The sequence below is a fragment of the Lacinutrix neustonica genome, from assembly GCF_026625145.1.
In the GTDB taxonomy this organism is placed as follows: Bacteria; Bacteroidota; Bacteroidia; order Flavobacteriales; family Flavobacteriaceae; genus Lacinutrix; species Lacinutrix neustonica.
In genome coordinates, this window is the sequence record NZ_CP113088.1 from 1,550,104 (window position 1) to 1,572,926 (window position 22,823).

Consider the following 22,823-nt stretch of genomic DNA (forward strand, 5'->3'; position numbering starts at 1 on the left):
TACCATTTTAAATGAAGGAGATTTAGCACCTCCACCTAAATAATAGGATATGCTATTAGAACTATCATTTACAACCATTGGGAAGTCCATTAAATATATTGAACTAGTAACTGCTATTTTAGGTACTATATATTACCATAAATACAAGCACACGTTTTTAAAATACTTCTTGCTTTTATTATGGTACACCACGATAAATGGTTTTCTATGTCGCTTTTTACATGAAAATTATATTCTAAGAAATAACTCGTTACTCTATAATGTATATCACCTCATCAATTTTACGTTTTTATTTACTCTGTTTAGAACTTATATAAAAGAAAACATCCATAAGAAATGGATAACAGCCTTTGCAATAACGTATATCGCTTGTTTTTTCTTGAATTTAATATGGCAAAATTATCTCATAGAGATACAAACCATTCCTTTTATAATTGGCGCGGTTTTTATTATAATAAGTATTACCTTTTATTTTTTAGAAGTTTTAAAGACAGACAAAGTTCTTTACGTTTCAAAAAACCTATTATTTTGGATTAGTATTGGGCTATTACTTTATTTTGTTGGTAAAATCCCAACGAGAATTGTTAGAAATTACTGGGAAAACATAACATACTATGAAGATATATTGATAGCAGAATATATTTTAAGTATTGTAATGAATATTTGTTTTATAATAGGTTTTATATGCAGCAAGAAGGACAAGCAATATTAGTAGCGGTTTTCACTTTAGTATTTTTATGTACCATATTAATAGTGCTTTTTATTGTTTTTCAAAAGCATAAGAATAAGCTGCTATTAAAACAAAATGAGGCCGAGAAACAATTTGATCGAGAGATTGCAAAAACACAGATAGAAATAAGAGAAGAGACCTTTAGAAATATTAGTTGGGAGTTACATGATAATATTGGTCAATTGTTAACTCCGGCTAAAATTCAACTCCAAAATTCTAGTGATAATCAAGAAGTTATCATAACTTTAGACAAAGGATTAAAAGAGTTGCGAACGCTCTCTAAAGCCATAAACCCTGAAGCGCTTAAGAATATTACACTTGCGACAGCAATAAAACAAGAGATTGAACGTCTTAACAGACTACAATATTTGCAAGCCTCCTTGCACATTGAAGGTGAGGAACGCAGTATTGATCACGAAGTAGAGGTGGTCTTTTTTAGAATGATTCAAGAATTTTTCTCAAATACTATTAAGCATGCAAAAGCGACACATCTTAAAGTAACCATAATATTTAATGGTGAGCAATTAAATGTATTTGCAGAAGACAATGGTACTGGGTTTAACAAAAACCGTCCGGAGAACAAAGGTATTGGCTTGACAAACATTAAAAAGAGAGCGCAGTTGGTTAATGCTAAAGTATCAATAAATTCAACTATAAATGAAGGGACTCAATTACATATTTCTTACACACTTAAAAGCAGGACTTAAATGAACGAAAATCGTGTTGTTATAGTAGAAGACCATGTACTGCTTTCACAAGCTATTGGCGTGCTTGTGAATTCATTTGAGCGTTTTAAGGTACTCTATCTTTGTAAAAACGGTAAAGAGTTAGTGACAAAATTAAAAACTCTAGAGAACATTCCTGATATTGTTCTTATGGATGTTAATATGCCCATAATGAATGGTATTGAAACCACTCAATATTTGAAGGAACATTATCCCAAGATAAAAGTTATCGCCCTCTCAGTTGAGGAAGATGAAGAGGTTATAATCAAAATGCTTCGAGCAGGTGCCAAAGGCTATCTTTTAAAGGATGTAGAAAAAAGTATTCTTGAAACCGCTTTAAATGAAGTGATTAATCATGGTTATTATCACACCAAAGACGTTTCTGATATTTTGGTAAACACATTAAGCGAAAATTATAAAAAGTCTAAAAACGTACTAAGAGAGCGAGAATTAGAATTTTTAAAACTTTTATGCACCGAGTTAACCTATAAAGAAATCGCAGAAAAAATGTTTTTAAGCCCAAAAACTATTGATGGCTATCGCGACGCCTTGTTCTCTAAACTTGAAGTAAAAAACAGAATTGGCTTAGTCGTATATGCGATAAAGCATAAGATTTTTAAAGTGTAAAGCACTTCTATATGAAATTTTCTCTATACCATTCTACCTGGGCTTTCACACTTTCTAACAATGTCGTTTGCGGATTATAATTCAGTAACTTCTTCGCTTTATCAATATTAGCTTTGGTTCGCCATTGATCACCAGTCCTTGCCGCGACGGGGTTTATTTTAATTGCCTTTCCAATCACTTTCTCGACCGCTTCAATTCCTTCTTGTGTGGTGTGCTCCACCTCGGTACCCAGGTTTATGATTTCGCCATTTACTTTGCTCTCATTTCCTATCACGCTAACAATACCATCAATAATATCCCCAACATAGGTGAAACTTCTTAAATGTGCGCCACTGCCTTGGTACAATGGGAATTCGGTATCATTGTGAGCACAAGCAATCAATTTGGTATACATTTTTTCAGGACGTTCTCTTGGTCCTATCACAGAATACAAACGCAATGAGCAAGCGTCAAATACGTTTTCTCTGCTTTTTTGAAGCACCAATTGTTCAGCTGCCAATTTGGTAACACCATAATGCGATGCTGGTTTTGGCGCTGTAGTTTCAGGAAAAGTGGCTTCTAAGCCATAAATTGAAGAGGTTCCTATATTCACAAAGAGTTTAAAATCTTTAAGAGTTACGGCATAATCAATCAAATTTTTTGTTGCAATAATATTATTGGTAAAATAATCTTCAAAAGTTGAAGCAGCCGAAATACCAGGTTGCGCCGCAAAATGAAAAATGTAGTTGATGTCATCCGGCAATACTTCCCCGAACGAACGCACTCTTAAATCTTGCTTAAGAACCGTTATGCCTTTATCCTGTAACGCTTTTTCATTTAATTGTTTTAACTCTAAACTATAATAATCATTAAAATTATCTAAACCTATGACGTCGTGACCTAATTGTTTTAATCGTTCACAAGCATGAGACCCTATAAAACCTGATGCTCCTGTTACTAATATCTTCATATAATGTTGTATCGCACTACAAAGAAACATATTTTATTTGATACTCATTTTCTATAATTAAAAAAACAATACATTTGTAGTCAATCTGACTGGCATTTATGACTTACGAGTTTACTATTGTGGTTCCTGTTTATAATGAAGAGGACAATTTATTGCGTGTAGAAGCTGAACTATTAGCCTACATGAAAATAGCATCAAAACCAACTAAAATTTTGTTTGTAAACGATGGCTCGAAGGATAACAGTCAGGAGTTGATTGAAGGTATCTGTTCGCGACATCCGAATTTTCATATTTACTTTTTAAAGAAAATCGCGGGTTAAGTGCGGCTATTAAAGCAGGTTTTGACTATACAGAAACAGCACTCGTGGGTTACATTGATAGTGATTTGCAAACCGCCCCTTCCGATTTTAATTTATTATTAGAATACATTGGAGAAAATGATTTGGTGACTGGCGTTCGTGCCAGTAGAAAAGATAGTTTTATAAAAAACATGTCCTCTAAAATCGCTAATGGTATTCGTCGTAGTTTTACACACGATGGTATGGACGATACGGGCTGTCCGTTAAAAGTTATCAAAACAGAATACGCCAAGCGCATCCCTATGTTTAAAGGGCTACATCGCTTTTTACCTGCTATGATTCTACTACAACATGGTAAAATAAAACAGATTCCCGTACAGCATTTTCCACGTCTTGCAGGCCAGGCAAAATTTGGTGTTTGGAACCGACTTATTGGACCACTCATGGATTGCTTTGCTTACTTATGGATGAAGAAAAAATACATTAATTATGAAGTCGCTAAAAAAGATTCATGAATGATTGGGTAATATATAGCGTTGGCTTCCTGGCTCAAATATTGTTTTCTTCACGACTCATTATTCAATGGTTGTCCAGCGAAAAACAGAAACGTGTGGTTACCCCAACTTTGTTTTGGTCGCTTAGTTTAATTGCCTCTTTCTTACTCTTCATCTATGGTTATTTACGAAATGATTTTGCCATCATGCTTGGGCAAGGCTTAACTTATTTTATCTATATTAGAAACTTACAGTTACAAAAGCAATGGCAAAAATTTCATGTCAGCATGCGATGGATACTGCTATTAATGCCCTTTTTTGTGAGTGTTTTTTATTTTAATAATAATACGATTGATGTTAATTTATTGTTTAAAAATGAAAATATTCCCTCGTGGCTCCTTTGGTTAGGTATTATCTCTCAAATCGTATTTACGTTGCGTTTTATTTATCAATGGCTCTACTCAGAAAAGCATAAGAATTCGACTTTACCTTTTGGGTTTTGGGCTTTAAGTTTAGTAGGCTCATTACTTATTTTAGCGTATGCCATGTATAGAAAAGATCCGGTATTACTGGTGGGGCATGTTTTAGGGGCTACCATTTATATTAGAAATCTTGTATTATTAAGAAAAGAAAATGCTTAAAACACTTAAAAATTATCCTGTAATTGCCATTTGTTTATTTGTAGCTATTATGCTCTTGCCAAATCTAGACACCATACAAGTCTCAATTATGGAAGCTCGTAATTTTATAACTGCTCGTGAGATGGTTCTTAATGATCATTGGCTATTAACAACAATGAATGGCGAACCACGCTATCAAAAACCACCATTACCTACTTGGTTTTCTGCTCTCTCTGCGATTATTTTTGGCGTAAAAAGCGTCTTTGCAATGCGCTTACCTGCTATTTTAATGGTCATGGCTATGGCCTGTTTTATGTTCTATTTATCTAGAAGCATTTTAAAAAGTAGAACGCAAAGCCTAATTAATGCACTCGTTTTAATTACCTCGCTATATGTCTCTCTCATTACTATAGAAGCCCCTTGGGATATTTTTACACATGGCTTTATGCTCATCGCTATTTACCATCTATACAAACTTTTTAAAGCAAAAACCATACTTTGGAAAAACACGGTTCTAGCAGGTGTTTTTATAGGCCTATCTCTATTATCAAAAGGCCCTATCGCTTTTTATGCCTTACTATTACCCTTTTTGATAGCTTATGGCTTTGCCTTTAAGTACAAACAAGTGAAGCAAAAAATAATTCCATTTATTAGCATTATTTTAATCGCATTAGTTGTTGGCGGCTGGTGGTTTCTTTACGTAAGACTTGCAGATCCTATAACCTTTGAATCGATTACCAATGATGAAGCGGGCAAATGGGGCAGTTATAATACCGGACCTATTTATTACTATTGGAGTTTCTTTGTTCAAAGTGGCATCTCGGACCATTCCAGCATTTATTTCATTATTATATCCTTATATGAAACGCCGGGTCAGTCACTGGAAAGCCTATAAATTTAGCTTTTTATGGACCATCATCGCTGTGATTTTATTATCATTAATTCCAACAAAAAAGTCGCGTTATTTAATGCCTGTGCTCATCCCTTTAGCTTTTAATATTGGTTTTTATATTGAATATCTTTTTAGAACCTTCAAGACTATGAAAGACAAACGAGAAACCATTCCCGTCTATTTTAATTTTGCATTGATTGGGACTATCGCTTTGGCTGCACCACTAGCTATTTTCTTCATTTTTAAATCAGAATTACAAGCGTATACGTTTTCGTTTGCGCTGTTTTCATTAGTGACTATTAGTATTGGCTTAATTTTATTATTTCAGCTCTATAAAAAAGAAGATTAAAAATGTGTTTCTATTAACTGCCCTCTTTTTTGCATCACTTTATATTTTTGGTTTACCACTTTCAAAAGCGTTTCTAAGTGATGACTTTACATCTATAGCTACCTTAAAAGAAGAAAATGATTTCCGTGGCATCAAATTGTATGCCCTTAACTATGTCGCTCCGTGAAAGCGTTTGGCAATACGGAGACATGGTGACTCCAATTCAAAGAGGTGATACTGGCTATTTATTTCCTAAAGAAAACACCTTCGGAATACTGTTCAACGTGATAAGTCCATTAGAAAAAGAGAGGATAACTTCAAAATACCACATCAAGGACATGGGCATCTATAATTTAAATCAAGCGAGCCAAGGCTCAAAACAATATAACGAACGCTTGTTGAATACGTTTTACATTCTTACGAAGAAGTAATTATTTCACTGCAAATCGAGATTGTAAATACGTATCTAATTTATAGAAGGCGAAACCAGACATCCCACCAAAAATAGCACCTGACAATACATCTAAGGGAAAATGGACCCCAATATAAATCCGACTATACCCCATACAAACCGCCCAAATAATGAGAACATATATCAAGCCCTTATATTTGTCTTTAAGCATTAACCCTGAAAAAATAGCCACGGCCATAGAATTACTTGCATGTCCGGAAAAATAGCCAAACTGCCCACCACACCGAGACTTCACCAATCGCATACTATCTATTAAACTCGCATCATGACAAGGCCTCAACCGCATAACACCATGCTTAAATAAATTCGCAACTTGATCTGTAAAGGATATCATGAGTACAATAACCACCAACGTAAGTACAAACATTTTCGTGTTTAAGCGTTTGTACATCAAGTATGCTAAAACCGCATACAAAGGAATCCAGTGAAGTTTTGCAGTATAGAACATCCAAAAGGCATCCCAATACACATTACCTAACCCATTCAGGAATAAGAAAACCTCTTTATCTATTTCTATTAATTGTTCTAACATTTATTATTGTTTGGGGGTTATCTAAAGGGCAGACTATAGGCTTTATCTTTTTTGCACATTAGCACACACAAAAAAGGGTGCCGCTTACATCTCTAATGCATTATTCATCATAGCGAGAGACTTCACGATCATAAAAAGCAGTGGCTTCTTTAATTAAATTTTCAGTTTCCAGCTCTAACTCCTTTTGATCGTGCTGATCAAAATCTTCTAACCATTCCACTTCATCATCCTCTAAATTTATAATAAACATAGGGAATTCGGTATGAATTACGAAAATGGCCTCCGGAAAATCGGTGTTATCACCTAATATAAATTTTGGAAGTGTCATTTTTTATTTTTTTTTACAAATATAGGTTTTTTGTTAGGTTGCACGTAGACAAAACCCAAGAGTTCTTTTTCAAACTTAATAACCAAACCATGACTAGCATTTAGTTTTCTTGGGCTATTAATTTTTTGGTAAGATAATTGAATCGAATAAATAATAAAATGGAAGCACTTGTTAATCCGGCCAATAAGCCTAACCAAATACCAAAGCTACCATAGGCGTCTTCTTTACCTAAAAACCAACTGATAGGGAAGCCTATCATCCAATAGGATATAAAGGTAATAAGTGTAGGGAACTTCACATCCTGAAGCCCTCTTAAAGCCCCTAAAACCACCACTTGTATACTATCGCTTATTTGAAAAATAGCCGCTGCCAACAACAGTTGTGACGCAATACTTATCACTTCCATATTGTCAGAAAAATTAATAGCATCATCAAAATCGACATAGATTCTTGGCAAGTAGTCATGAAAAATTAAGAATATCAAGGCGAAAACGATTGCAAAAACAGTGCCTAATAGAAATAGTGAAAAGGCAATGCGACGTAATTCAAAATATTGTTTTAATCCTTTTTGATTCCCCACCCGAATCATGGAAGCAACGCTTAAGCCCATGGCCACCATAAAGGTCATCGAACTTAAATTCAACGCGATTTGATTGGCTGCCTGTGGGTTTTTCCCAAGCAAACCACTCAACCATATGGCTGCCGTAAAAATAGCCACTTCAAAAAACATTTGCATAGCACTTGGCGCACCCAAATTGATAATTTTTCTCAACATTAATTTATCTAAAACAAAGAATTTAATGTTGGTCACAAAGGCTTTCGATTGCGCTTTACCCTTTAAAAGATACCATAAATACCATAACATAACGACACGAGACACCAGTGTTCCGTAGGCGGCTCCAACAATACCTAACTCGGAAAACCAAATTTCCCAAAGATTAACACATAGTTTAAGATAACATTAATAACGTTGGCCACAATAGTAGCATACATAGGGTACCTGGTCATAGACAAGCCATCACTAAACTGTTTAAATCCCTGAAAAACTATTAAAGGAATTAAAGACAGCGCCACAAAATTTAAATAAGGAATCGCCAATTCGACCACCTCAACAGGCTGTTTCATTAAATACATTAAAGGCTTTGCTAAAAAGACCAACAAGAATAATAAAACCCCTAAAACAGTACATAAAAATAAGCCATGTTTGAATGCTGATTTCCCTGCTGCAAAATTACCGAGACGCATCTGCTTCTGCCACCGGAGGAGTGATCGCGGTACTAAACCCAATACCCAACGACATGGCAATAAACATAAAACTATTACCCAAAGAAACGGCCGCTAATTGGGCGGTGCCTAATTGACCAACCATGATGTTATCTACAAAGCTTACAAAGGTGTGACCGAGCATGCCTAACATTACTGGTGCAGCCAGTTGCCAATTGTATTTAAATTCTTTAGTATAGTTGGATAGAAGCATTTGGCAAAAATAACCTTTAGATTTAGTTTAACATAGCTTTTTTAAAAATTACAAGTAACTAACATATATTGCCATAAATTAATCAGATTATGACACGTTTTTTATTGCTTTTAATTTTCCCTTTTTCTAGTTTCTCGCAACACACCCCTGAGGCTTTTATACCGGAAATAGTAAAACAATTCCCTAACGTTCGAGATATTGCGGTGTCTCCCAATGGAGAAGACATTCTGTTCTCTGCACAAAGTGTTATGGGTAATTTATCGGCAATTATTACTTTATCTAAAATCGGAAATAAGTGGAGTACCCCACAAGTAGCTTCTTTTTCAGGTCAATTTTTTGATATTGAACCTTTCTTTTCGAAAGATGGCTTAAAACTTTACTATGCTTCAAATAGGCCTCTAATTAGCACCTTAAATGACACTAAAGATTTTGATATCTCGGTATGTCGAGCGCAAAGCATTAAAAGACCCTTGGTCAGGGCCGATTAATATAGGAAGTCCCATTAATACAATAAATGATGAATTTTACCCCGCATTGGCAGATAATGGGAATTTATATTTTACTGTAGATAAAAAAGAATTAGCGCGTAAGGATGATATTTATGTTAGCGTATTTAGTGATGGAAAATATAACGCTCCAAAAGTATTAAGTGAAAACATAAACTCTACAGGTTACGAGTTTAACGCCTTCATTTCCCCTGATGAATCCTATATTTTGTACACCTGCTATAACAGAAAAGACGGATTGGGAAGTGGCGATTTATATATGAGCTATAGAACAGAAACAGATTGGACTCCAGCCCAAAATATTGGTGCCTTAGTGAATACTGAAAAAATGGAATATTGCCCCTTTGTTGACGTTAAAAAAAACATCCTTTACTTTACTAGTAAACGGGATAATACTAAAACGGTATTTAGTAAACCACTTGCTATAGACGCCCTTAAAAACCAATTTTTTCAATATGAGAACGGACTGAGTAGGCTGTATAAGGTTGCTTTAGATTCTATTTTGAAAAAATAGCGATGGTATTTATATTATAGAAACGCTTGCCTTAGCCGTCTCAAACTCTTCAATCATTTCCTTGACAATCTCAGCCACAGGCTTAATATCATGAATCAACCCAGCAATTTGCCCAATTTCTAATTCACCCTCTTCAAGATCTCCTTCAAACATCCCTTTTTTAGCGCGAGCACGACCTAAAAATTCCTTAAGCTGTTCTAGTGTAGGCGCCGTTTTATACAGTTCTTGAACATCGTTATAAAATTTATTTTTTACTAACCTAACGGGCGCCAATTCTTTTAAAGTCAATTGCGTATCACCTTCTTTCGCATCCACCACAACTTGTTTAAACGCTTGGTGTGCAGAACTTTCTTCACTGGCAACAAAACGGCTCCCCACTTGTACGCCGTCTGCGCCTAAAATCATACACGCCAACATCGCTTTTCCTGTCGCAATCCCTCCAGCAGCGATTAACGGAATTTGCAGCTGTTCTTTTACCATAGGAATTAAAGTAAGCGTAGTGGTTTCATCGCGACCATTATGTCCGCCGGCTTCAAAGCCTTCTGCTACTACCGCATCCACGCCGGCTTCCTGCGCTTTTAAGGCAAACTTAACACTACTCACCACATGCACTACAATAATGCCTTGATCTTGTAACCATTTAGTCCACGTTTTAGGATTTCCTGCAGAGGTAAATACAATCTTCACCCCTTCTTCAACGATGATATCCATAATCTCTTGAATGTTAGGATATAACATTGGCACGTTAACACCAAACGGCAAACTGGTGGCTTTTTTACATTTTTGAATGTGCGCGCGAAGTACTTCCGGATACATACTTCCAGCTCCAATAAGTCCAAGAATTCCCGAATTGCTTGCTGCTGAAGCTAATCGCCAGCCACTATTCCAAATCATCCCGGCTTGAATGATTGGGTGTTTTATATTAAAGAGTGTTGTTATTTTATTTTGCATATACTGGTTTAAAAAATGCTTCGACAGGCTCAGCATATTGGGGATTAATATTTAATTTTTTAAGAAATCACACCGGAACCCACCAATTCGTCCTCTAAATACCAGGCAACAAATTGACCTTCTGTAATAGCAGATTGCCTATTTTCAAATTCTACATACATACCGGAATCCGTTTTGTATAAAGTCGCTTTTTCTAAAGCTTGCCGGTAGCGAATTCGTGCTAAAACCTCTAGAGTGTCACCAGCTTCCAATGCCAAGTCTGGTCGAACCCAATGCAGTTCATCTTGGGTCACAAATAGTGCTTTTTTGTATAATCCAGGGTGTTGTTTACCTTGTCCCGTATAAATCACATTTTCTTCAACATCTGTATCTATAACAAAAAGAGGTTCTACCTTTCCTCCAACAGAAAGTCCTTTACGTTGTCCTTTGGTGAAATAATGTGCGCCTTGATGATTTCCTACAACCTCTCCATCTTCTATAGCATACACTGCTTTTCTAGAGAGATACTGAAGCTCTTCGGTCTTGGAACCAAAATTATTTAGACTTATTTTATAATGTGAATGCTCCTTTGGAATTTCAACAATAACGCCCTCTTTAGGTTTTAACTGTTGCTGAAGAAAATCGGGCAATCTTACTTTTCCTATAAAACAAAGCCCTTGAGAATCTTTTTTATCAGCGGTAATTAAATCGGCTTTTGCAGCTATTGCTCGAACCTCCGGTTTTTGCAATTCGCCAATAGGAAACAATGCTTTTGCCAATTGCGCTTGTGATAATTGACATAGAAAATAAGACTGGTCTTTATTTTTATCCTTTCCAGCCAACAACTGAAAGACCTCGTTTCCATCCCTATCTAGGATGCCTTTTCTACAATAATGACCTGTGGCGACATAATCGGCACCAAGATCTAAAGCGATTTTCATAAAAACATCAAACTTTATCTCCCGATTACATAATATATCCGGATTTGGTGTTCTGCCCTTTTCATATTCATTAAACATGTAATCTACGATACGCTCCCTATATTGTTCACTTAAATCCACTGTTTGAAAAGGAATTCCTAACTTCTCTGCCACTAACATGGCATCATTACTATCATCCAGCCAAGGACATTCGTCTGATATGGTTACAGAATCATCATGCCAGTTTTTCATAAAAAGTCCTATGACCTCGTAGCCTTGCGCCTTTAATAAATAGGCCGCAACACTAGAATCAACTCCGCCACTAAGTCCGACAATTACTCTTTTTTTCATCTCTTTTTTAACTGATTGCAAAGATAACACAAATAAAATGTTCAAGTATTAAAATCTATTCAATAAGAATGAACGTATATTTTGTTTAGAAGATCTACAGGAAGGTTTAACAAAATTTTAATTCTTTTTGTTTAGTCTTTTTATAAATTCGTAAAACATTAATAATAATCCATTAAACAAAAAAAAATTATGAAAACAATTCAAAAATTATCGATGCTATTGTTAGCAACCTTCGTCTTATGGTCATGTAGCAATGACGATGACGGCTCGACTCCTATTAACCCTCCAACCGCCTCTTTGAATATTGTAGAAACCGCGCAAGCTACTGCAGATTTGAGTATTTTAGTAGAGGCCGTTATTCAAGCAAATTTAACAGCTACTTTAAGTGCAACGGGACCCTATACTGTTTTAGCTCCTACCAATGCAGCCTTTGAAGAATTTTTAGACAGTAATCCTGCATGGAATAGTTTAGCTGATATTGATGATGAAACTTTAACACAAGTCCTTTTAAACCATGTGATTTACGGAACGGTGACTTCAAGTACTCTTATTAGTGCAGGTTCCGGTTATACCAGTACGCTCGCCGACGGCGCTGGAGGACAAAACCTAAGTATTTATTACAACACCTCAAGTGGGGTTAAATTCAACGATTTAGCGACAGTTACCACTGCTGATGTATCAGCCTCTAATGGTATTGTACACATTGTAGATAAAGTAATTACGTTGCCAAGTATTGTAGATCATGCTATTGCAAACCCGAGCTTATCTAGTTTAGTAGCTGCAGTAACCGAGAAACGACCAAGTGGCTGTATTTTCAGCTCTTACAGGAGCAACAGAAACAAATCCCCTCACGGTTTTAGCACCTGTAGATAATGCTTTTGCTACCTTTTTATCGGACAACAGTTATGCCGATTTAGACGACGTACCAACCGCAGCACTTACGGCTACATTATTTAATCATACAATAAACGCGTTTTTAACATCCTCTGATTTAGTTGCTGGAGGTGCTGGTTATACCAACACCAATGCAACAGGTGCAGGAAGTAACCCTATGAGCCTTTACTATAACACCTCCAACGGAGTTACGTTTAATGGCATCTCTACTGTTGCCGTAGCTGATATTGTTGCCACTAATGGTATTGTACATGCTGTTGATGCGGTTGTGACGTTACCTACAGTGGTTACTTTTGCGACCGCAGATCCTAATTTTTCAACATTAGTAGCTGCTTTAACAAGAGAGGCTTCATTTACTTATGTTGCAACGTTATCCACAGCGAACGGCACCGCCCCTGCTCCTTTTACTGTTTTTGCACCAACCAATGCTGCTTTCGCAGATTTATTAACAGAATTAAGCTTGCCGATTTAGCCTCAATACCAACAGCTACTTTGGAATCAACCTTAAATACACACGTCGTGGCTGGAGCAAATGTACAAGCCTCAGGATTATCTGATGGCATGATGATTGCAACTTTAGGCGGTGATTTAACAGCGAATGTCACTGGTGGAGCAACCCTTACAGATCCAAATATGAGAGTGAGTAATATTATTGCTACCGACGTGCAAGCCTCTAACGGAGTGATTCACGCCATCGATAAAGTTCTTTTAGAATAATAATGTTTTTATAAGGCATATCTTCTCTATGATGATTAATAGCAAACAGCCTTATACAAAGAAAGCGCTTTGAATATATCAAAGCGCTTTTTTTTTGAGCTGTAACCAACTCTTGTTACAATCTTTTCTTAACGGGATTATTGCTGCGTCTTGTTAAATCTTTTTCTTCCTTAAGTTTTCCGTTTTCGTAAAATTTCCAAAGACCATGTCTTCGGTCTTTTTGATAGACACCTTCCATTTGTAAATCGCCTTTAGTATCGTAAATTTTAGCTGGACCATGTAATTCATTATTCGTGTAGTTAAAAACACTGATTAGTTTTTCTGTTTCAGAAAAAGATCGGGATTCGCCATTTAAAACGCCTCCTACATAATTTTCTTTTTTAGCCATCTTACCACTTAAATAATAGGTGCGCTTCTCTCCTTCCAATTCCCCCTTATTATTGTAAAACTCTTGAGTCATAATTTGCTTTGACTTGTTGTGATAATAGACCCAACGCCCAACATAGGTTTTACCTCTCATTTGTCCTTCACTAATTAAATGTTTCGTGGACGAATAAAATTTGACTTGTGCTAAATCAGTATCTGAATTAAAAGTTCTAGTGGCCGTTAATATGGCTTGACCGTTTATATTTTTATAAAACTTAAAAGTCCCAACCTCCTTACCATGATCAAATGTACCTTCATACCGTAGCACTTTGGTGTCTTCGAAATTCTTTTTCCAATTACCGTGACGCTCTCCGTTGGAGTCCAACTGATTCAAGTCCTGAGCAAAACTGAAGCTTATAAATAGACTCAACAAAATGGTGTAAATTAGTTTCATAAGTAGTAAACGTGATTTGAAGTGTTGTATTGTAATGCGTCTGCAGCATCTACAGCAAAATCTATTCCATTGTCATCGCACTGGAAAATTGAAGCGTATACTAAGTTGTTAAATGGCTTCGATTTCTAATGGATATTAAATATAATACTTAAATAGCCTTAAAAGCGTTTTAATGATGCTCCAATACTTAGATTAGGATAAAAAAAAGCTGCCTACATTAGTTTATAAAGTGGCAGCTTTTTTTTAATGGATTATTATTTATTTCTTGTTTTTATTTTGACTTTGTTTTTGCTGCTCTGCCTGCTCCATCATCTCCTTCATTTTGCGTTGAAACTTATTTTCTTTTTTAGGTTTCGCTTTTTGAACTTGAATGTTAGCATGAATTTTATCTTCGTCTAGCACATAATTTTTAATAACAATGAGAATACCAATACTAATTAAATTAGAGATAAAATAGTACAAACTCAATCCGAAGCGTACTTATTAAAGAATACCATCATCATAATTGGTGCAAAATAAATCATATACTTCATCATTTTTGCCATATCGGGCATCCCTTCTTGTTGGGGTTGTGCCATGGATGCAGAGTTTTGACCGGTTGTCATTTTCATATAAAAGAAAATAGCGATGGCAGCCAAAATTGGAAATAAACTCACGTGATCACCATAAATAGGAATATCTACAGGGAGTTTAAAAACTTCATCGTAAGACGACAAATCATCTGCCCAAAGGAAACTTTTTTGTCTTAAGGCAAAGGCTGTTGGAAAAAACATAAACAAAGCATAAAACACAGGCATTTGAATTAAGGCTGGTAAACAACCGGCTAACGGACTTGCTCCTGCTTTGTTTTGCAAGGCCATTGTTTCTTGCTGCGCCTTCATTTTATTGTTTTTATGCTTCTCACGTATAGCATCTAGTTCGGCTTAAGCACTTTCATTTTCATTTGCGACAAATACTGTTTGTACTGTACAAATGACATGGCTAATTTGATTAAAACCGTCATAACTATAATGGCAATACCAAAGGGTAGAAATGAGCTTAAAAAACCAAACAACGGAATAAACAAGTACTCATTTATCCAGCCAAAGAGCCCCCAACCTAGGGGAATGCTTTCTTCTAAATTTTTATCATATTTTTTTAAAATTTTACTATCGGTCGGGCCGTAGTATAATTTTAAATTCTCATTAATCTCATTCCCGCTAAGCACCAAAGCCGTTTTTGCTGAAAATTGTTTTGTAAAAAGTGTATCCACTTTTTCATCTTCAACCAAATCTTTAGAACCTAAAACGACTGACTTAAACGGCCTGTTATCTGCCACCAAAATTGAGCTAAAGAAATGCTGTCTAAAAGATAACCATTCCACGTCCTTTTCTACCTCTTCATCTTCCCCTCCCTGAGCCAATTTATCAATATTACCGTCGTCGTGTTGGTACGTTAATCGCGTATAACGATTCTCGTAAGAGACACTTTGATCATGACGCATCGTTTTTTGAGTCCAATCTAAATTGATGTCTTGAGAACTGTTTATTATACCACTCAACCCTTGCGATTTGATAGAAAAATCTATCATATAATCATTTGGCTTGATGACATATAAATACTCTAAAAATTGTGTTTCAGAGACCTTAAGTTTCATAGAAACTATCGTGTTTTCTCCACTTTTTGACACGGATGGTTGAAAGTATAAATCTTCAGTATTTAAAATGCGACTGTCTGTAGTTCCAAAATTGATGTTAAAACTCGCATTTTTATTTTTTACTAGGTAGATGGGTAGCGAATCAAAATCTACAAATTGATCTAATTTCACTTCAGATAAATGCCCGCCTTTATTGGAGAACTTTAACTTTAGTACGCCATTATCAATAGTGGTTTCTTTGTTTGTAGCTGAAGGCAAGGTCGCAGAATAAGCAAAAGCACCTAGTTTATTTTGAAATGCTATTTGTTGTAATGAATCTGAAACAGTTACATTAGAAAAATCTTCAGTTGTCACAACCTTAGTAGCTTCTTTTTTAGTCGTTTCTTTTGCATTACGGGCATCTAATTGCTCTTGTTTTGCTTTTTCTTCTGCTGCTATTTCTTCTTCAGATGGCTTACTTTGCCATAACATAAATAGTAAAATCCCAAAAATAAGCACGAAGCCTATAATTGAATTAACATCTAATTTTTTTTCTTCCATATCATAATCGTCTTTCGACTGTGCTCAAGATAAACCTTGACGGTAATCTAATTATTTATTTCACAAAAACTTGTCCGGTTAAAAAACCCTACAGGTTTGAGCTGTTTTTTTGGTCTGTGGATTTACTATTCAAAAAGCAATCCGTTTATTTATTTTGTGTCATAGTGACACCTTTGTTCTTCTTATTGTGTTGGAGAGCTGCATTAACAAATGCCACAAAAAGTGGGTGTGGATTGGCTACTGTGCTTTTGTACTCCGGATGATATTGGACTCCCACAAACCACGGGTGGCTAGGGATTTCAATAATCTCTACGAGATTGGTTTCCGGATTAAAACCCGTAGCAATCATGCCAGCAGCTTCTATTCTTTCTTTATACTTACTATTAAATTCGTAGCGGTGTCTGTGTCGTTCTTTAATGCTTTCGGCATTATAAACTTGTTTTACAATACTACCAGCTACCAGTTGACAATCCCAAGCACCCAAGCGCATAGTACCCCCTTTATCTGTAATGGTTTTTTGTGCTTCCATTAAATCAATTACAGGATCTGGGGTATTTTCATCCATTTCGGTTGAATTAGCGTCTTTCAGTCCTAAAACCGTTCGTGAAAATTCAATAACAGCCATTTGCATTCCTAAGCAAATGCCAAAAAACGGTATATTATGTTCTCTCACATATTTTACTGCTGCAATTTTCCCTTCAATTCCCCGCTCACCAAAGCCAGGCGCTACTAGAACACCGTCTAAATGAGAGAGTTTAAGTTTTATATTGTCATCGTTTAGATATTCGGAATGAATGGATTCTATATTCACCCGCACTTCATTTTCTGCTCCCGCATGAATAAACGCCTCTAATATAGATTTATAAGAATCCTGAAGTTCTACATATTTGCCAATAAGTCCTATTGTAACTTCCGATTTTGGATTTTTATGTAACTTTAAAAAGGCATTCCATCGCCCTAAATCTGGTGTGTTACTTTCTAAATCCAGTTTCTTTAAAACCACCTTATCTAAGCCCTGCTCCAACATTAAATTGGGCACATCGTAGATTGTAGAAGCGTCTATGGATTGAATGACAGATTCTTGAGTAACATTACAAAAACGAGCTAATTTTTCTCTTATATCCTGAGGTAATTCATGCTCCGTTCTACACACTAAAATATCGGCTTGCACCCCACTTTCCATTAAAGTTTTAACACTGTGCTGGGTGGGTTTTGTTTTTAATTCTCCCGCTGCAGAAAGATAAGGGATCAATGTTAAATGAATAACCAAGGCATTATGTTCTCCTAAGTCCCATTTAAGTTGTCTCACGGCTTCTATGTAGGGCAGTGATTCAATATCCCCAACGGTTCCACCAATTTCTGTAATTACAATATCGTAATCACCGGAGTTTCCTAAAATTTGAATGCGGTATTTTATTTCATCAGTTATATGAGGAATCACTTGGACGGTTTTACCTAAAAACTCCCCACGACGTTCTTTATCAATCACGCTTTGGTATATGCGCCCTGTAGTTACATTATTGGCCTGACTCGTAGGCACGTTAAGAAAACGCTCGTAATGACCTAAATCTAAATCGGTTTCGGCCCCATCATCTGTAACGTAGCACTCTCCATGCTCGTAAGGATTAAGGGTCCCTGGGTCGACGTTGATATATGGGTCTAATTTTTGAATGGTAGTCCTGTAACCTTGGGCCTGTAATAATTTCGCTAAGGACGCTGCGATTATTCCTTTTCCAAGTGAAGAGGTCACTCCTCCTGTTACAAATATGTATTTTGTTGTAGTTGTCATTGTGCGTTGTTAAACGCGAGCAAATTTACAATTTTAAGTTGAAATGTTGGGGCTTTTCAGTTTTATTTCTTAGGAAAATTTCGCTTAATATTTTTAATTATTTGCTCTAGTCCATTCAACTTTAATGTGTAAACCGTTTCAAGCATTTCACCCAATTTTCCTTTAGGGAAGCCTTTGCTGTGATACCAAACCACGTAGTACTCAGGCAAATCTATAAGATCCCTATCTTTATATTTACCATAAGGCATTTTGGTGTGTGCTAATTTAATTAGAAATTCTCTATCCGGCTGAAGCATTATTAAGATTTAAACCTTTCTAACCGTAAAAGTTCCTTTTCTACAAAGCTCTTCCATTTTGCCTGCCCTATTTTGTTAATAGAGAAATGGCTTTCCGTATCATATTTTTTTTGCATTTTTTCTAATGATGCATTCGCTTTTTCATGATAACCATCCAACTCTTGCGCAACAGTTGGAGATATTTTGAGCCGCTCTATTTTTTCTCTTAAGTACCTTACATTTAGCTCTGTAATATCAAAATGAAGCTGCTCATGCGCTAAAATATGATCGTTAATTAATTCTTTCTTATACCAAGAATGCTCGGATAGAAATGCGCAAAAGCTTCTGTTTTAAAACCTACAATTCCTTTTGTTGAGCTTTTTTGAATCCCATAACTAAAGGTAATTCCTGAAGCCGTTACGGCAACTGCATCAATATTATGATTTGCTTCTCCTTTAAAATCTTCCCATTGTAGTTTTTGTTCTTGATTCCAAGAAAAATATGAGACGTCACTACTGAAACAGACAGCGAATACCAACGTAAGTATTAATTTATACATAATTTAGGGGGCTAAATAATGGTAACAATATAATAAATTATTGCTTAATCTCGTCTATTTTTAAATCATTATAGCGCACAATGTAAACGCTATTATTGTAATAGCCTCCAAATATTTTCTTTTTATACCCAAATTTATTCTCAATATAAGATGTCATTGGTGTTTCCATTACCGAAGAAAACAAACTCTCTGCAGTCACTAATCGAAGAACCACATCCATTGTTAAATCGTACCCCCGTATGGCATACGAGTTTGGTGAAATACGATATTCTTTTTTGTAATTTTTTACAAAATCAATATTAGAATCTTCACTTACAATTTTAGAAATGGACGGGTAGGTAAAATGTAAATTTGATAGGTGATAATTAGAAACTTCTTCGTTTTCAAAAGCTTTGTTTTGATTTGTAGTCACTAATGTAATCATCGTTTCATCATTATTTAAACCATTTAATATACTGGCAACATTAGACACAAAACCAGGATGATCCGTCTCTAAAAATACCATATTATTCCCTGGCTTAAGCACACTGGTTAAATCCTGTTCTAAGATATAATATTCATCTTCTTGAGTTTTTTTATCCAGCCTTGAACTTACCAGTTTAGCATTAGCAAACTTTTCTTTAAGCATAGTGCTTATTGGTTTCCTTTTTAAATCTGAAATGACAACGATATGGGAAGTACTATCTTTTTTTACATAGTCAATTATTTTATTCTTCAATATCTCGTCTGATGGTCTCGATTGAAAGACATTGTTCCCGACATTTACATTCTTAATCACTGGCGACACCATAGGAACACTTTTATACGCTAGGTTAGTTGCTGCGGCATTAAAAGTTGGTGCTAAAAGTGGTCCTATAACGACATCTGCTTCTGTGAAATCATTATTCCTTAATATTGCATTGACTTCATTCTCGCGGGACTGTGTATCATAGACCTTTACATTTAAGTTAACCCCTTTCTTTTCCAACTCATCAAATGCCATTAACATTCCGAATAGAAATCTAAAGTAATACTCCATGTTTTATCACTTCGTATTTTTTGCTTAATATCCAATACCGCATCTGATTTCATTTTATTGGTATTAAAAGGAAGCATTATCACTATGTTTTTCAAGCTGCGATCTAACTCTTTTTTTGATAAATCTACAATCTCATCCAGATCATCAATTACAGCATCTGAAGTTTCTGTATTCAAAGCCTCGTTGTAAATTACTTTCAATATCATTCCTACTTTCAATCCGGATTCTGCTAACCCTGGATTTAATTGCTCAAGTTCAGCTTGCTCCATACCCGTTTTAATTTTTAAACGATAAAAACCTTCTTTTGGCAATACGGTATAGTAGCTATATTGGTCATCAACCATTTTCACGCGGTCGGCTTCTAAATTAGGAATGTTTATGATTTGACCGGGCTGTAAAATTGAATCCAGCTGTGGGTTTAAAGCTTCCAATTCTGCAACCGAAATGCCATATTTATAAGCGATACGCCATTTCCCCTCCTTTGGTTTAACCTCATAGGTTTTGGTAGTAGCTTCTACAGGCGCTAATCTTATGATTTTTTTAAAAACCGGAATTTTTAATTTATCTCCTTTTTTTAAATTATTGGCATATAAAAATTTATTGTGTTTTTTAATGTCCTCTTCCGTCACATTATAGGTTTTAGACAAACCATATAAGGTCTCTTTACGATGCACTCTATGATTGATATAACGCTCAAATATTTTCTCTACAGTTTGCTCCTGTTTAGTAGAGTCTGCAACATTTGTTACTGTCGGAGTCGTTTCCGTTGTGCGTGTTTCTATAGTAGTGGTGGTTCCCGCTGTTGTTCTTTCTTTCGGAATTATTAAAATAGCATTCGGGCGTAGTTTTCTTCGGGCATCCGGATTTAATTTATAGATGTCGCTGGTAGACATGTTATATTGCTTAGCAATACTTTCTACTGTTTCTCCTTCTTTTACTTTATGTGTCTTATAATTTTGTGCTTTTACTGAAGAGCAAGAGAAACAAATGAACAGACTTAATATAACTATTATTTTTTTCATTAAAAATATGTAATGCTTTATTCCTGAAAAACAGGACGCTTAAATTTATGTTTGGCAATTCTATCTATAGAACGACAAATTACTGTTTTTATTTAATATTCAATTACCATTCCAAAAAGAAAATGTCCTCAAAACATTATACAGAGATAAGGCATTGCCTAGAAAATTTATTTCAAAAACCTTAAAAGCTTTACCTATTAGCCGCAACCTGTCTACCGCCAAGTAGCAGCACTATTACGGTATGAGTATGCAAACAAAATACCCTTCTTTTATGTTAAAGGGGGGTTATTCCCACTCAATAGTTGCTGGGGGCTTACTACTAATATCGTACACCACACGATTAACACCTTTGACTTTATTTATAATATCGTTACTCGTTTTTTGTAGAAATTCATAAGGTAAGTTAACCCAATCGGCGGTCATGCCATCTGTACTTTCAACAGCTCTCAAAGCCACACATTTTTCGTAAGTTCTTTCGTCTCCCATAACACCAACGCTATTCACAGGAAGCAAAATAGCTCCGGCTTGCCATACTTTATCGTAAAGCCCAGCATCTTTAAGCCCATTAATAAACACGGCGTCTACTTCTTGTAAAATGCGCACTTTTTCTGCAGTGATATCTCCAAGGATACGAATAGCTAAACCCGGTCCTGGAAAAGGATGGCGTCCCAACAATTGCTTATCCATATCCATTGAGGCGCCGACGCGTCGTACCTCATCTTTAAATAAGGCTTTCAGTGGCTCAACGATTTTGAGCTTCATGAAATCCGGTAAACCGCCAACATTATGGTGACTTTTTATAGTCGCACTTGGACCACCAGTAGCACTTACACTTTCTATAACATCCGGATAAATGGTGCCTTGCGCTAACCATTTTACGTCTTGTATTTGGTGTGCTTCATCATCGAAAACCTCAATAAACACGCGACCTATAGCTTTTCGTTTAAGTTCGGATCACTTTTACCTGCTAAAGCATCAAGAAAACGTGTTGAAGCATCTACCCCTTTCACGTTTAAACCCATGCCCTTATATTGTTCTAAGACTTGTGTGAATTCGTCCTTTCGTAGCAAGCCGTTATTGACAAAAATACAGTACAAATTTTCACCAATAGCTTTATGTAATAACATCGCCGCAACTGATGAATCTACCCCGCCGGATAGACCTAAAACAACTTTATCTTTTCCTATTTTTTTCTGTAGGGCTTCTACCGTTTCGTCTACAAAACTATCTGGTGTCCAATCTGGATTTACTTGGGCTATTTTGATTAAAAAATTTTCAAGCAATTGTTTGCCATCCGTGGAATGATAAACCTCGGGATGAAATTGTATGGCGTAGGTTGTTTCTCCTTCTATTTTAAACGCGGCATTTTTCACGTCGTGTGTACTTGCTAAGAGCATTCCTTTTGTAGGCAAAGATTTAATAGTATCACTGTGACTCATCCAAACCTGACTCCCTTTAGAAATCCCATTAAAAAAGGGATCGTCTTTCACATAACTCAAGTGTGCTCTACCGTATTCTCTTGTATTCGATTCGGCGACTTCTCCTCCTGAAAAATGGGCTAAATATTGAGCCCCATAACATACCGCCAACATAGGTTTTTTACCTCTAATTTCTGATAGTTCCGGATGAAATGCCTCTTTTGATCTAACAGACATTGGACTCCCCGAAAGGATTACCGCTTTATAACTGTCTATGTCTTTTGGAGGATTGTTGAATGGATGTATTTCGGAATAGATGTTAAGTTCTCTAACTCTACGCGCAATAAGCTGTGTGTATTGCGATCCGAAATCTAAAATTAATACCTTGTCGTGTTGCATGCACAAAAATAGTAATTGATTTTATAATTACTAATTTATAAA

General features: G+C 35.8%; 25 protein-coding genes and 4 pseudogenes. 14 read left to right on the plus strand and 15 right to left on the minus strand.

The window, feature by feature from the left end:
• Positions 1 to 49: 49 nt before the first annotated feature.
• From N7U66_RS08600 to N7U66_RS08610, 3 genes are read left to right on the plus strand one after another with little or no spacing between them, the layout of a single operon-like run.
• Positions 50 to 712, plus strand: coding sequence for a hypothetical protein (locus N7U66_RS08600; RefSeq protein ID WP_267678107.1), 663 nt, complete (start codon positions 50 to 52; stop codon positions 710 to 712).
• A complete protein-coding gene (locus tag N7U66_RS08605) occupies positions 685 to 1,437 on the plus strand; it encodes a sensor histidine kinase (RefSeq protein ID WP_267678108.1) in 753 nt (250 codons plus the stop codon). The genes N7U66_RS08600 and N7U66_RS08605 overlap by 28 nt, the downstream gene beginning before the upstream one ends.
• Positions 1,438 to 2,082 (plus strand): response regulator transcription factor, encoded by a 645-nt coding sequence (locus N7U66_RS08610; protein ID WP_267678110.1) that lies wholly within the window; start codon positions 1,438 to 1,440, stop codon positions 2,080 to 2,082. It begins immediately after the preceding gene.
• A 7-nt stretch (positions 2,083 to 2,089) separates the two neighbouring features.
• Here the strand turns inward: N7U66_RS08610 and N7U66_RS08615 are convergent, their stop codons facing one another.
• On the minus strand, positions 2,090 to 3,031 hold the full coding sequence (locus N7U66_RS08615; protein ID WP_267678112.1) for an NAD-dependent epimerase/dehydratase family protein: 942 nt from the start codon (positions 3,029 to 3,031) through the stop codon (positions 2,090 to 2,092).
• Positions 3,032 to 3,129: 98 nt separating this feature from the next.
• Here N7U66_RS08615 and N7U66_RS08620 point away from each other — a divergent pair.
• The 6 genes and pseudogenes from N7U66_RS08620 (at position 3,130) to N7U66_RS08645 (ending at position 6,095) form a co-directional block, all read left to right on the plus strand.
• Positions 3,130 to 3,845, plus strand: a pseudogene (locus N7U66_RS08620) (glycosyltransferase family 2 protein).
• Positions 3,842 to 4,465, plus strand: coding sequence for a lipid-A-disaccharide synthase N-terminal domain-containing protein (locus N7U66_RS08625; protein ID WP_267678114.1), 624 nt, complete (start codon positions 3,842 to 3,844; stop codon positions 4,463 to 4,465). Before N7U66_RS08620 ends, N7U66_RS08625 begins: the two are co-directional and overlap by 4 nt.
• Positions 4,458 to 5,339 carry an ArnT family glycosyltransferase gene (locus tag N7U66_RS08630; protein ID WP_267678118.1) on the plus strand — a complete coding sequence of 294 codons (882 nt, stop codon included), beginning with the start codon at positions 4,458 to 4,460 and terminating at the stop codon, positions 5,337 to 5,339. Before N7U66_RS08625 ends, N7U66_RS08630 begins: the two co-directional genes overlap by 8 nt.
• The gene (locus N7U66_RS08635) at positions 5,305 to 5,685 is read left to right on the plus strand and encodes a hypothetical protein (protein WP_267678120.1); all 381 of its coding nucleotides are present in this window, start codon (positions 5,305 to 5,307) and stop codon (positions 5,683 to 5,685) included. The genes N7U66_RS08630 and N7U66_RS08635 overlap by 35 nt, the downstream gene beginning before the upstream one ends.
• Before the next feature lie 4 nt (positions 5,686 to 5,689).
• Positions 5,690 to 5,851 (plus strand): hypothetical protein, encoded by a 162-nt coding sequence (locus tag N7U66_RS08640; protein WP_267678121.1) that lies wholly within the window; start codon positions 5,690 to 5,692, stop codon positions 5,849 to 5,851.
• The gene (locus tag N7U66_RS08645) at positions 5,838 to 6,095 is read left to right on the plus strand and encodes a hypothetical protein (RefSeq protein WP_267678123.1); all 258 of its coding nucleotides are present in this window, start codon (positions 5,838 to 5,840) and stop codon (positions 6,093 to 6,095) included. Before N7U66_RS08640 ends, N7U66_RS08645 begins: the two co-directional genes overlap by 14 nt.
• Here the strand turns inward: N7U66_RS08645 and N7U66_RS08650 are convergent, their stop codons facing one another.
• The 3 genes and pseudogenes from N7U66_RS08650 to N7U66_RS08660 all read right to left on the minus strand — a co-directional run bounded on the left by N7U66_RS08650 (position 6,096) and on the right by N7U66_RS08660 (position 8,473).
• Positions 6,096 to 6,668 (minus strand): phosphatase PAP2 family protein, encoded by a 573-nt coding sequence (locus N7U66_RS08650; protein ID WP_267678124.1) that lies wholly within the window; start codon positions 6,666 to 6,668, stop codon positions 6,096 to 6,098.
• 100 nt (positions 6,669 to 6,768) lie between these two features.
• Positions 6,769 to 6,996, minus strand: coding sequence for a hypothetical protein (locus N7U66_RS08655; protein ID WP_267678126.1), 228 nt, complete (start codon positions 6,994 to 6,996; stop codon positions 6,769 to 6,771).
• A gap of 100 nt (positions 6,997 to 7,096) precedes the next feature.
• Positions 7,097 to 8,473, minus strand: a pseudogene (locus N7U66_RS08660) (MATE family efflux transporter).
• An 89-nt stretch (positions 8,474 to 8,562) separates the two neighbouring features.
• On the opposite strand from N7U66_RS08660, the gene N7U66_RS08665 reads away from it, so the two are divergent.
• Both N7U66_RS08665 and N7U66_RS08670 read left to right on the plus strand, forming a co-directional pair.
• Positions 8,563 to 8,961: a hypothetical protein gene (locus N7U66_RS08665; protein ID WP_267678128.1), complete on the plus strand. Its 399-nt coding sequence runs from the start codon at positions 8,563 to 8,565 to the stop codon at positions 8,959 to 8,961.
• Positions 8,888 to 9,493 (plus strand): hypothetical protein, encoded by a 606-nt coding sequence (locus tag N7U66_RS08670; protein ID WP_267678131.1) that lies wholly within the window; start codon positions 8,888 to 8,890, stop codon positions 9,491 to 9,493. Before N7U66_RS08665 ends, N7U66_RS08670 begins: the two co-directional genes overlap by 74 nt.
• A gap of 9 nt (positions 9,494 to 9,502) precedes the next feature.
• On the opposite strand, the gene N7U66_RS08675 is transcribed toward N7U66_RS08670, so the two are convergent.
• Together N7U66_RS08675 and mnmA are read right to left on the minus strand one after the other, a co-directional pair.
• Positions 9,503 to 10,444, minus strand: coding sequence for an NAD(P)H-dependent flavin oxidoreductase (locus tag N7U66_RS08675; RefSeq protein WP_267678132.1), 942 nt, complete (start codon positions 10,442 to 10,444; stop codon positions 9,503 to 9,505).
• 59 nt (positions 10,445 to 10,503) lie between these two features.
• A complete protein-coding gene (mnmA, locus tag N7U66_RS08680; RefSeq protein WP_267678501.1) occupies positions 10,504 to 11,715 on the minus strand; it encodes a tRNA 2-thiouridine(34) synthase MnmA in 1,212 nt (403 codons plus the stop codon).
• Positions 11,716 to 11,883: 168 nt separating this feature from the next.
• Between mnmA and N7U66_RS08685 the strand changes: the two genes are divergently transcribed.
• Genes N7U66_RS08685 through N7U66_RS08695 form a run of 3 tightly spaced genes read left to right on the plus strand, consistent with a single transcriptional unit; the run spans position 11,884 to position 13,305 of the window.
• Positions 11,884 to 12,567 carry a fasciclin domain-containing protein gene (locus N7U66_RS08685; RefSeq protein WP_267678134.1) on the plus strand — a complete coding sequence of 228 codons (684 nt, stop codon included), beginning with the start codon at positions 11,884 to 11,886 and terminating at the stop codon, positions 12,565 to 12,567.
• Positions 12,497 to 13,060, plus strand: coding sequence for a fasciclin domain-containing protein (locus tag N7U66_RS08690; RefSeq protein WP_267678136.1), 564 nt, complete (start codon positions 12,497 to 12,499; stop codon positions 13,058 to 13,060). Before N7U66_RS08685 ends, N7U66_RS08690 begins: the two co-directional genes overlap by 71 nt.
• A 20-nt stretch (positions 13,061 to 13,080) precedes the next feature.
• Complete coding sequence (locus N7U66_RS08695; protein ID WP_267678139.1) at positions 13,081 to 13,305, plus strand: fasciclin domain-containing protein; 225 nt, start codon at positions 13,081 to 13,083, stop codon at positions 13,303 to 13,305.
• Positions 13,306 to 13,420: 115 nt separating this feature from the next.
• On the opposite strand, the gene N7U66_RS08700 is transcribed toward N7U66_RS08695, so the two are convergent.
• The 9 genes and pseudogenes from N7U66_RS08700 to guaA all read right to left on the minus strand — a co-directional run bounded on the left by N7U66_RS08700 (position 13,421) and on the right by guaA (position 22,781).
• Complete coding sequence (locus tag N7U66_RS08700; RefSeq protein ID WP_267678141.1) at positions 13,421 to 14,125, minus strand: toxin-antitoxin system YwqK family antitoxin; 705 nt, start codon at positions 14,123 to 14,125, stop codon at positions 13,421 to 13,423.
• A gap of 258 nt (positions 14,126 to 14,383) precedes the next feature.
• A pseudogene (yidC, locus tag N7U66_RS08705) lies at positions 14,384 to 16,301 on the minus strand (membrane protein insertase YidC).
• Between the two features lie 145 nt (positions 16,302 to 16,446).
• Positions 16,447 to 18,090, minus strand: a complete 1,644-nt coding sequence (locus tag N7U66_RS08710) for a CTP synthase (RefSeq protein WP_267678143.1) — start codon at positions 18,088 to 18,090, stop codon at positions 16,447 to 16,449.
• A gap of 62 nt (positions 18,091 to 18,152) precedes the next feature.
• The gene (locus N7U66_RS08715; RefSeq protein ID WP_267678145.1) at positions 18,153 to 18,386 is read right to left on the minus strand and encodes a DUF3820 family protein; all 234 of its coding nucleotides are present in this window, start codon (positions 18,384 to 18,386) and stop codon (positions 18,153 to 18,155) included.
• 2 nt (positions 18,387 to 18,388) lie between these two features.
• Positions 18,389 to 18,661: a DUF922 domain-containing protein gene (locus N7U66_RS22805; protein ID WP_449274498.1), complete on the minus strand. Its 273-nt coding sequence runs from the start codon at positions 18,659 to 18,661 to the stop codon at positions 18,389 to 18,391.
• Positions 18,661 to 18,924 carry a hypothetical protein gene (locus N7U66_RS08720; RefSeq protein WP_267678147.1) on the minus strand — a complete coding sequence of 88 codons (264 nt, stop codon included), beginning with the start codon at positions 18,922 to 18,924 and terminating at the stop codon, positions 18,661 to 18,663. Before N7U66_RS08720 ends, N7U66_RS22805 begins: the two co-directional genes overlap by 1 nt.
• 37 nt (positions 18,925 to 18,961) lie before the next feature.
• Positions 18,962 to 19,942 (minus strand): ABC transporter substrate-binding protein, encoded by a 981-nt coding sequence (locus N7U66_RS08725; RefSeq protein WP_267678149.1) that lies wholly within the window; start codon positions 19,940 to 19,942, stop codon positions 18,962 to 18,964.
• Positions 19,906 to 20,964, minus strand: a complete 1,059-nt coding sequence (locus tag N7U66_RS08730) for a LysM peptidoglycan-binding domain-containing protein (protein WP_267678150.1) — start codon at positions 20,962 to 20,964, stop codon at positions 19,906 to 19,908. Before N7U66_RS08730 ends, N7U66_RS08725 begins: the two co-directional genes overlap by 37 nt.
• Positions 20,965 to 21,249: 285 nt before the next feature.
• Positions 21,250 to 22,781 (minus strand): annotated as a pseudogene (gene guaA / locus N7U66_RS08735) (glutamine-hydrolyzing GMP synthase).
• Between the last annotated feature and the right edge of the window lie 42 nt (positions 22,782 to 22,823).

Coding starts and splice junctions, on each gene's coding strand:
- N7U66_RS08645 (WP_267678123.1), top strand. CDS start 5,838: ATGTCGCTCCGTGAAAGCGTTTGGCAATACGGAGACATGGTGACTCCA.
- N7U66_RS08615 (WP_267678112.1), bottom strand. CDS start 3,031: ATGAAGATATTAGTAACAGGAGCATCAGGTTTTATAGGGTCTCATGCT.
- N7U66_RS08630 (WP_267678118.1), top strand. CDS start 4,458: ATGCTTAAAACACTTAAAAATTATCCTGTAATTGCCATTTGTTTATTT.
- N7U66_RS08700 (WP_267678141.1), bottom strand. CDS start 14,125: ATGAAACTAATTTACACCATTTTGTTGAGTCTATTTATAAGCTTCAGT.
- N7U66_RS08675 (WP_267678132.1), bottom strand. CDS start 10,444: ATGCAAAATAAAATAACAACACTCTTTAATATAAAACACCCAATCATT.
- N7U66_RS08600 (WP_267678107.1), top strand. CDS start 50: ATGCTATTAGAACTATCATTTACAACCATTGGGAAGTCCATTAAATAT.
- N7U66_RS08725 (WP_267678149.1), bottom strand. CDS start 19,942: ATGGAGTATTACTTTAGATTTCTATTCGGAATGTTAATGGCATTTGAT.
- N7U66_RS08635 (WP_267678120.1), top strand. CDS start 5,305: ATGAAACGCCGGGTCAGTCACTGGAAAGCCTATAAATTTAGCTTTTTA.
- N7U66_RS08730 (WP_267678150.1), bottom strand. CDS start 20,964: ATGAAAAAAATAATAGTTATATTAAGTCTGTTCATTTGTTTCTCTTGC.
- N7U66_RS08605 (WP_267678108.1), top strand. CDS start 685: ATGCAGCAAGAAGGACAAGCAATATTAGTAGCGGTTTTCACTTTAGTA.
- N7U66_RS08610 (WP_267678110.1), top strand. CDS start 1,438: ATGAACGAAAATCGTGTTGTTATAGTAGAAGACCATGTACTGCTTTCA.
- N7U66_RS08650 (WP_267678124.1), bottom strand. CDS start 6,668: ATGTTAGAACAATTAATAGAAATAGATAAAGAGGTTTTCTTATTCCTG.
- N7U66_RS08710 (WP_267678143.1), bottom strand. CDS start 18,090: ATGACAACTACAACAAAATACATATTTGTAACAGGAGGAGTGACCTCT.
- N7U66_RS08655 (WP_267678126.1), bottom strand. CDS start 6,996: ATGACACTTCCAAAATTTATATTAGGTGATAACACCGATTTTCCGGAG.
- N7U66_RS08720 (WP_267678147.1), bottom strand. CDS start 18,924: ATGTATAAATTAATACTTACGTTGGTATTCGCTGTCTGTTTCAGTAGT.
- N7U66_RS08685 (WP_267678134.1), top strand. CDS start 11,884: ATGAAAACAATTCAAAAATTATCGATGCTATTGTTAGCAACCTTCGTC.
- N7U66_RS08625 (WP_267678114.1), top strand. CDS start 3,842: ATGAATGATTGGGTAATATATAGCGTTGGCTTCCTGGCTCAAATATTG.
- N7U66_RS08665 (WP_267678128.1), top strand. CDS start 8,563: ATGACACGTTTTTTATTGCTTTTAATTTTCCCTTTTTCTAGTTTCTCG.
- N7U66_RS08670 (WP_267678131.1), top strand. CDS start 8,888: ATGACACTAAAGATTTTGATATCTCGGTATGTCGAGCGCAAAGCATTA.
- N7U66_RS08715 (WP_267678145.1), bottom strand. CDS start 18,386: ATGCTTCAGCCGGATAGAGAATTTCTAATTAAATTAGCACACACCAAA.